Genomic DNA, 8,852 nt, shown 5'->3' with positions numbered 1-8,852 from the left:
GGCAGCACCAGTCGGATGCTGCCCAAGTTTTGCGAGTTCGAAAACTCAGTTCTTGCTAAGGAAATCGCCCATGTTTTCAGGCGTGACCAGCTTGAATGGGATGTAGACTTTCTGATCAACTTTTTCGCCAGCAGCCAGTTTGAGCGCCGCATCGATCGAGCCTGTTCCCTGACCTACAGAGTCCTGGAACACTGTTACGTCGTAGTCACCAGCGCCCATCACAACCAGAGCATCCTGCGACGCGTCAACGCCACCGACCTGAACAGTTGACATGTCCATGCCAGACGCTTTCATCGCTTGGATCGCACCAATGGCCATTTCGTCATTGTTGGCCAGAACGAAGTCAAACGGTTCACCCGACGACATCCAGTTGGTCATAAGGTCTTGTGCTTCATCGCGCGACCAGTTTGCAGGCTGCTCATCGATCAGCGTCATGAAGCTACACATATCCATGCCAATCACGTCATGCACGTCTTTGGAACGCTGCACAGCGGCCTGGTTCGACAGCTGACCGTTCATCAGATAACCGCGTGCGCCACCGGCTTTGCCCGCTGCACGAAGGTTTTTGCAGACTTCGAAGGCCGACAGTGTGCCGGATTCGATTTCGTTCGACGCAACAAACGCCTGCGTAGGTGGCAGTTCATTTACGTTGTCTGGTTCACGGTTGACGTAGACCAGAGGCACGTTGCCAGCCGCTGCGGTAATGGCAGCACCTGCCGAGGTGTCAACGATGTTCACGATGATCGCATCGACACCAGAAGCTACGAAGTTCTTAACTTGGTCGATCTGTTTCGCAACGTCGTCGGTTGCGTCTTCTTGTTGATACGAAAGGCCATCAATGCCTCCCGCATACTCCACCATGCCGTTCCGCAATACCGTCAGCCAGTTGTCGTCAAAACGCGAGAACGTTGCGCCGATTTCCTGCGCCATTGCAGTGGTTGACATCAGTGTCGTCAGCCCGAGGGCTACAAGAGTTTTCTTCATTAGGTTTCCTCCCAAGAATGGTGCCGGTACACCGAAATTTTACAACCGGACCCCCAAATTTGCTTTATCAGGGGCTGTGAGATCATCGGCTATCACTCATTATGCTGCAGTAGCTCGTAAGTGTTCGTCGATGAATTGAATTGACCTTAACAGCATAGCTGTCGGGTCGGTGATGCTGTGAATTTCCGGTGCAAAAGCTTCAAATGACACTGGTCCGGAGTATCCTTGAAGCCTTAGCTGCTTGAGCTGTGTGATGTTGTCGAGGCGATCATTGGCATCTACCAGGAAACGATCTTGGTCTTGCATGCGATCAAAAGAAAGCTCCGCGTTCGCAACGCCCGAAACATGGACGATTCCCGTGTGGTCGGGAAACAGGTCGCATTCTCCGGCAAGCGTATGATGAAAGGTGTCGTGTACAAGCCTGAAAGTCTCGCGGCCATCAACGGCATTTATAGCTGCCACAGCTTCGGATTTGAGCCGTAAATTAGACGTTTCAAATCCCAAGGGCTCTATGAAGCCGAATATACCACTCTGCTTGAGCATTGGCTTCAAAGCATCAAGAGCCAACTTAAGATCGTTTAAACGGTCCAGTTTATCGAGACGTTTTCCGTCGTTGCGAGGGATCAACGCGATGGCTTCGGCACCACATCCAACCGCAAGTTCAATTAGAGCAGCTGTTGCAGCGGCACGTTCGTCAGTCCAATCATTGAAACTGGAAACTTCGGCCAAAGCCAGAATGCGAAGGCCACTTTTTTGGACCTGCACTCCTTTGTTTTGAGCTGAGTCGCCGTCAAACAAAGGGTAAGAAACGTCATTGCGCAACTCGACTCCAACACAACCTATATCTCGCGCAATGTCGATCATTGCAGAGCAAGATTTGCGTCTTACAGTCATGTGGTTCAATGCGAATTGCACCAACTGTCCCTCCCTTTGAGCCAAGATTCGCTGCTGATTTGCGATTCCGGTCGATGGCTAAAGTGGCTCAAAGGTTCCCGCAGGTCAACGATTTTCTGCAACCGGTTGCAAAATGCTTTTCAAGCGGAATACTCAAGTGGCCTCGGCAGTTGGAAAAACAACTGTTAAACCAACAACTTTTACGATGCTATCGCATGTATATGTCGATTGCTACGTGTTGTTCAGTTGTCGGTTTAGTGTGACCGCGAAGTCAATGAAAAGAAACAAAGTATCAACGCGACGCCTATCACTTTACTCGTTTTTTTTAAGTGAGCCTATTTGAATTTGGATTTGATCTTGCTTGTTCGCCTCGCTGGCATCGATGTAAAAATCAAGCAGGATTTCGTTCCAGGCGGCTCATTTTATTGGTTAAATCTTGCTTAAGCACTTGCCTGACAATTGTTTGCGCGCAATCTTTGAAAGTCGGCGGCAGAGAGCTTGGAGGTCTTGAGGCTTGTCGCAGTGAAACATCATTCAGAATCAGGGCGTTCTCTTCTCAGGAGACTGTTCAAGCTTGCTAAGACCCATGTGGAATTCCGTAATTGGCGCGGTCACAAACAATGCAACAGCGCGTCAAACCGCTCAGTTTCACAAGCCCTTCTAACTGGTGGTCGAGCATGGCTTGGTTGTCAAAAACATCCAATACTTCGCGACATCTCTGATGCTGAGTCTAAAAAACTGCACCCGGTTTCATAACGCTGGCTCAGAGTTCCAAAGAATTGGAATTGTCTCTGCATAATTTACTGAACAAGTATGAGAATACATTTTGGAAGCGCATTACTGGCCGATCCTCGTGGATGTTCGACCCTTAGCAAAGCCCACTTTAGAGAGGCAAAGAAAGCCCTGCTACTCTGCGGCCGTTGCCAACGGTTGGTGCTCCAAATAGGCTGTAAATGCTGCGTGTTCCGCACGTGCGGCCTTAACGATACGAGGTTCACGCAAGCTATGGGGGGTGTCCAACCGCATCATCTGGAACCGCCCATCCTTGACCCGCCACGAGCTTAGTTTGGACAGGGGGGCCGCAAAAACGAGGCTTGCGGCAACGGGCATCAACCAAAGCGATACCATGTCCGCCCACATTCCATAGACCAAGCCAACCCCCAGCAATGTTTCTAGGATGTGAAAACGAAACATCGCCCGCCAACTGTAGCCGCGGTTGTTCCGCACTTGTGGCATCCACGTACCGCCAATGCCCATCAAAGCTCGAGCAACGGCAATCGTCTGCTGGATCATGAGGATTGGCGCATAAAGGATCGAACACATGATCTCGAACAACACGCTGGCGACAAATGGGCGTAGACCACCATAGGCTTGTCGGACGCGTCGACGGCAGCTCAGTGCGACCATCCCGATAACTTTGGGCAAAAGAAGCATTGAATAGACAATTGCCAGATACACCCAGCTTTCCATCTGCATTTTATCAGGCCAAATCGGGTGCAATGGGTGTGACGCGTTGAAATAGTTATGCGCTTCATTTGGTTCGGCAGCGCCGATCACTGTCCAGATAATGATCAGTGCCAACCAAGCGGGTGACAGCAAAAACGCCGCTGCGCCCTGAAACAAGTGATAGCGAGACACGGGATGGAAACCTCTGGCGGTCAATAGGCGTAAATGCTGCAAGTTCCCCTGACACCAGCGTCGATCGCGCAGCACATAGTCAATAAGAGTCTGCGGCGCCTCTTCAAAACTGCCGCCAGAATGCGGAAGAAAACGCACAGTCCAACCAGCTCGGCGCAGCATCCCGGCTTCGACGAAATCATGGCTAAGGATGAGTTTTTCATGTCCGCGCCAGCTTTTCAAATAGGGCAATCGTGCACTTTCAGCAAAGGCGCGCGTCCGGATGATGGCGTTGTGTCCCCAGTAGTTTCCCTCGCGTTGTGACCAGACCGACAGGCCTTCGGCCAAGAGCCAGCCGTAGATCGTGTTAGAAAACTGCTGGATGCGCCCGAACAGGGTTTCGGCTCCGAAGACGACCGGAAAGCTCTGGATCAACCCCGCATCAGGATCCTGAGCCAACGCGCGGCTCAGGTGTCGGATTGCTGTGCCACTCATTAGGCTATCGGCGTCCAGAACAAGCATGGCCTCATAAGCCCCGCCCCAGTTTTCGAGCCAATCCGAGAGGTTTCCGACCTTTTTGTCTGTATTTCTTGAGCGTCGGCGATAATACACGTTCACGTCTGCAGGACAGCGGGTCTGCAGCGCCATAAATGCCCGCTCTTCTTGTTCAATTACCTCGGAATCAAAACTATCGCTAAGGATAAAGGCGGAATAGCGATCCACGCCTTTACGTTCTGCCAGTGCTTTGAGCATCGCCTGCACATTGCCGAACACATCGGCAGGACGTTCATTGTAGACCGGGATCAACAGCGCGATGTTTTGAGCGCCCCCATTATCGCGAGTTTCGTGTCGTTTGACGGGTGCGATCGCCATACGCAACAAGCCAACCAGAACCGAACTAACCGATAGCGAAACCCAGATAAAAGTAATGCCGATCAGCGCAATGGCCGATCCTTCAACGAGCGTCACGCCACCTGTCTGGAACCAATGTATGAACCCCATAACAAGCAAAGTAGTCACTGCAACACCCGGCGCAAACGCAACAAAGCGCCAGAGGCGGTCTGCAACAGACATTCGAAACTGCCGCCGAGGCACCGGCCGGTCGCCAAAATTCTGCGCGACGAGCGCCAATGGTGATCGTTCGGGCATTATTTGGGCGGCATATTCGGTCATGCAGTCCACCGATACAGCCAGGTTTCGCTTAACGGTTTGCCACCAAGGCGCAACTCGGCCCGAAACTCAATCAATCCAGCGTCACCGGGGTGAAATTTGAATGCAAGTCTGGGCCCACCGGTTTCGGGATTGCGCTGTAGGATACCCTTGGAAACCTCGCCGTTGCTTGCCCGAATTTGCTTATCAATCAGATCCAGATCCGTCGGAACATTCGGTCCGTTTTCGAAATCGATGGCGATAATGATGCCATCTTCAAAAGCTTTGCCGATCCGGGTGTTCAGTACACGCAATCCGTCGCCGTAATTGTCGTCGTCCCCCCAAGTCAGACTGTAAGTCAGTTGATGTTCGCCGCCTGCAGCTAGCGGTTCTGAAGGGCGCCAGTAGGCGACAATATTGTCGTAAATTTCGCGCTCGGTCGGGATTTCAACCAAGGTCACTGCGCCGCGGCCCCAGCCTTCGCCGGGTTCGACCCAAACAGATGGGCGACGGTGATAATGTGCCTGGAGATCTGCGAAGTCACCAAACCGGCGTGCCCGTTGCATCAAACCGAACCCCTTGGGGTCGTTGTCCAGAAAGGCGCTGATTTGAAGGTCACGTGGATTGGCCAGAGGTCGCCACAGCGTCTCACCGCCACCGTTTCGGATCAGCAAACCATCTGAGTCATGCACCGCCGGCCGGAAATCCGAAAACCTGTCGCGGTTTGTTTCATCGAACTGAAACATCGATGTCAGCGGGGCGATGCCGACATGGTTCATCTCTTCACGTGGATAGATCGTAGCCTCAATATCCATTTTCAAAGGCTGCCCATGCTGAATAACAAACCGATAGGCGCCGGAACAGGAAGGGCTGTCTAAGAGGGCATGGAGAACTTGGTTCGTGGTGCCCGGTTGCGGTTTTTCCAACCAAAAGGCAACAAAATCGGGAAATTCCTCGCCTGTGGGTTCCGCAATATCAACAGCTAAACCACGTGCTGACAGCCCGTAAATATTATCTGTGCCAATCGCTCGGAAATAGCTCGCCCCCTGAAAAACGGCAAACTCCTGATAGATTCCCGGTTTTTCCAGCTCGGCGCGTAGGCGCAGACCAGAATACCCTAGCGTGTCGTCTATTGGCAGGTCCGGGAATTTGTCCGTTTTGTCAAAGACATCCAGATCAAATTTAAGCGGATAGGCCTGACCATTTTCAACTACGTTCAGATCAATTGGGTGCGGAAAATACAAGCCCGGCGCAAAAACATCCAAACGCAACGGCGTCTCGGCTTCGTCTTCCCAGAGAGCATTTTGGGTATTGAACCAAACTGAGCGGTAGTCATCGTAGCTGATATTCTGCCATACTTCGGGGATCGCAACCCTTGGCTGATAAGCTTTGCTTGCACGAAGACGAGCCAGATTTCGAACAAGTTCGGGGTCAAACCCACTTGGTTCGCCAAGCTGCAGCGCGGACTTCTTCGCGCTGGTCAAATCCTGTGCAATGGCCGGGCTGGCCATCAGCGTTATGATACTGCTTAGAAATTCGCGTCTCAGCATCACACAACCTTTCGCCAGGGGTTAGACTTGAACCACCCCGCGCCATAGGCAACTGCAATAATCGCACAGAACCCGATCAAGTTGACGAAAACCATTGTCGCGTAGCTGCGTCCCCATAGATCAAACAGAACGCCCAAAAGTCGAGCGATGTACATCGAGGCAACAAATACGGCAAGCGATTGCTGGCCCACTTTCATAATCACGGGCAGGCAAAACCGCCAGATGCCTGCAAAAATGTTCCGGGCATCGGTTGTCCGGATATTTTCTCCCCTTGGACCTACCAGCATCCAGGCGACATAGGCTGTCGCCAGAAAGTGAACATAACGCAGGATGCCGAAATCTGTCTTGTTGATCAGGCCACCCAGTGCGGCGCGCCCTTCTGAAAAGAAAGCAACTTCGCGCAGAATTCGGAAATAGGCGAAAGGCAGAACTATCAGCACAATCGCCACAGCCAACCAGAATAACGTGCGGCTTTTGGGTGGGGCGGGCAACCAGCCCGACATAAAGGCGAAACCAGTGAAGAAAATGAGCTGCCAGCCAAAAGGATTGAAAAACCACTGCCGCTCGGACCACGGCTCAGCAGGAAAACTCAAGTTGCCGTAATTGGCCATCAACCAGAATGCCAGCACTGCCGCGGCCATCAACCCTTTGTGGATTTGAGCCAGCGCCAACATCAGCGGCATCATCGCAAGGATCACCAGATACATAGGCAAAATGTCAAAGTAGTTCGGCACATAAGTCAGCGTGAACAGCCCGATCAACTGCGGGCCCGGATCTTTGAAGAAATGATAGAGGTTCAATTGCCCGATATAGTTCCTGCCGTCAGGGAAAATCATGTTCAAGGCGGCCATGGTTGTGGCAATTGCAAAAAACAGGCCCAGATGCGCCCAATAAACTTGCCAAAGTCGAAATGCGACCCGCGCACTGCCCATGGACAGCCCACGATCACGGAACACTTTGCCAAAGGCGATGGCCGAAGCCATACCTGAGCAGAACACGAAGGTTTCCGTTGCGTCGGAAAACCCAAACCGAGCCGGAATCCACAGAGTTAGCCAGTTGCCCGGAGTGTGCGCGATCAAAATAATGAACATCGCTATGCCCCGGAAGAAATCCAACCGGGGATCGCGCGTTGTCAACTGCGGTGTGGCGCGTGTCGCACCAACAGAAATGCGGTCCGTCATTGTTAGGGTCATAAGCTTTTTTATGCTGCAGTGGTATGTTTGACGGTTTGGTGGTGGGAAATATTTGCAAGGCGGGACTTCGCAAAGCTGTCCACGGTGCCCTTGCGTACATTTCTACGGTCTAGGATTAAACGCTCGGCTGCATCGAAGTGCCCCGCTCGCATGGCGGCATCAATTGTAACCTGCACAAACACATCTCGCTGGGCGTGGCTCCCCCCCAAGGTTTGAAACGCGTCGATCCCGGCATGCAACTGGTCAAAGGCCGTTTGGTACTGTCCCTCGCTAAAGGCGGCTAGACCCATGGCTGCCGTGACGCCGGGATGCTCCATAACGTTTGCGGCCTCACTGGTCCCTTGTCCGGATTGTTTAATCCGGGCGATCATCCGCGCCGCAGCGTCTTCGCGTTTGTCACCTGTTAGCGCCAGCATGTAGTGCAGATCAGCAAAAGTCAGGTGCCCATCGTCGCCCCGGCTCTCGGCCAGATCAGCCAACTCGACCCACCGGTCACCAACGTCTATCCCCGCCAGTTCCAGGCGAACCAACAACGAGCTGGCATTGGAAAAGTCGCGGAAATCGTCGGTTTTGTCTTCGCGAATTTTGGTATCATACAAGGAAAGAACAATATCAAATTCGCCGCGATCCAGATGCAACAGAGCTTTGTGCCACCAGACATGATACCGGAAATTATTAGACTGATCCCATGCGGACATGTTGTTGTCGATCAGCGACAGGCCATCAAGCGGCCTTTGCGTCATTGTGTAAACATGCGCGACTGCGTGCAAACCCCATGCATCATCATGGGCCCACATAAGCCCGTCCAGTCCAGCCTTTTCAGCTTCTGCGTAGCTTCCTGTTTCTTCCAAAGCAAAGCTGTGACAGCCATAGGCATACCCACGCAGCGGGTGGTCGGCCCCATGCGCATTGATGACGCGATCAACCGATCGGCGCATACCGTGGTTGTCGCCCAACATAAATCGGATTGCCTGACTGACTTTCATCGAGAATGTGTCGGCCGGGTTCAGCAGTAGGGCTTGTTCCATGCGCTGTATCGAGGCGCTGGGCTTTCCTGAAATCCAGTCAGACAACGCCTCAACCCACAACCGCTCGCGTTCGGTACTGCCACCTTGCTCGAGCGCTGTTCTGGCCTTGGCATAGGCCTCATGTGCAGCGACGACCAGCTCGCGCCGGGCCATCATCATGCAGAACAATCCTCTGGCCGCATGGGCCATCGCAAAATCAGGCTCGGCGTTAAGCACAGCTTCAAGATGTGTCGGAGTGCGGACCCCATGTGCCAAATATGCACGGATCATTGAGTTCCATTGTTCAAGCGTTTTTGTTTGGCTAAGGCTTACAGAACTATTTGTAACATCGAAATACATTGTTATTCCCACTACTACAGGTGAATGGCACGCGTTAAACGAGATGTATCGCCGCCGTTCGCCTACAACACCTCACATAGCCGTTATCCTGCGAGAAC

Annotated in this window: 6 protein-coding genes; all 6 read right to left on the bottom strand. The window is 52.6% G+C overall.

Annotation, left to right across the window (positions count from 1 at the left end; translation table 11 throughout):
- Nucleotides 1-45 precede the first annotated feature (45 nt).
- The 6 genes from ABJI08_RS12820 to ABJI08_RS12795 all read right to left on the bottom strand — a co-directional run bounded on the left by ABJI08_RS12820 (nt 46) and on the right by ABJI08_RS12795 (nt 8,685).
- A complete protein-coding gene (locus ABJI08_RS12820; protein ID WP_348402231.1) occupies nt 46-984 on the bottom strand; it encodes a substrate-binding domain-containing protein in 939 nt (312 codons plus the stop codon).
- A gap of 99 nt (nt 985-1,083) precedes the next feature.
- Nucleotides 1,084-1,848: a TIM barrel protein gene (locus tag ABJI08_RS12815; protein ID WP_348402230.1), complete on the bottom strand. Its 765-nt coding sequence runs from the start codon at nt 1,846-1,848 to the stop codon at nt 1,084-1,086.
- A gap of 936 nt (nt 1,849-2,784) precedes the next feature.
- Complete coding sequence (gene mdoH / locus ABJI08_RS12810; RefSeq protein ID WP_348402229.1) at nt 2,785-4,668, bottom strand: glucans biosynthesis glucosyltransferase MdoH; 1,884 nt, start codon at nt 4,666-4,668, stop codon at nt 2,785-2,787.
- Nucleotides 4,665-6,194, bottom strand: coding sequence for a glucan biosynthesis protein G (locus ABJI08_RS12805; RefSeq protein WP_348402228.1), 1,530 nt, complete (start codon nt 6,192-6,194; stop codon nt 4,665-4,667). The genes mdoH and ABJI08_RS12805 overlap by 4 nt, the downstream gene beginning before the upstream one ends.
- Nucleotides 6,194-7,375 carry an OpgC domain-containing protein gene (locus ABJI08_RS12800; protein WP_348402227.1) on the bottom strand — a complete coding sequence of 394 codons (1,182 nt, stop codon included), beginning with the start codon at nt 7,373-7,375 and terminating at the stop codon, nt 6,194-6,196. The genes ABJI08_RS12805 and ABJI08_RS12800 overlap by 1 nt, the downstream gene beginning before the upstream one ends.
- Before the next feature lie 20 nt (nt 7,376-7,395).
- On the bottom strand, nt 7,396-8,685 hold the full coding sequence (locus ABJI08_RS12795; protein WP_348402226.1) for a tetratricopeptide repeat protein: 1,290 nt from the start codon (nt 8,683-8,685) through the stop codon (nt 7,396-7,398).
- Nucleotides 8,686-8,852: the final 167 nt, after the last annotated feature.

This window comes from Shimia sp., from assembly GCF_039969785.1.
In the GTDB taxonomy this organism is placed as follows: Bacteria; Pseudomonadota; Alphaproteobacteria; order Rhodobacterales; family Rhodobacteraceae; genus Shimia.
Note: the sequence above shows the minus strand (reverse complement) of the source record. Positions and strands in the feature narration are given on the sequence as shown.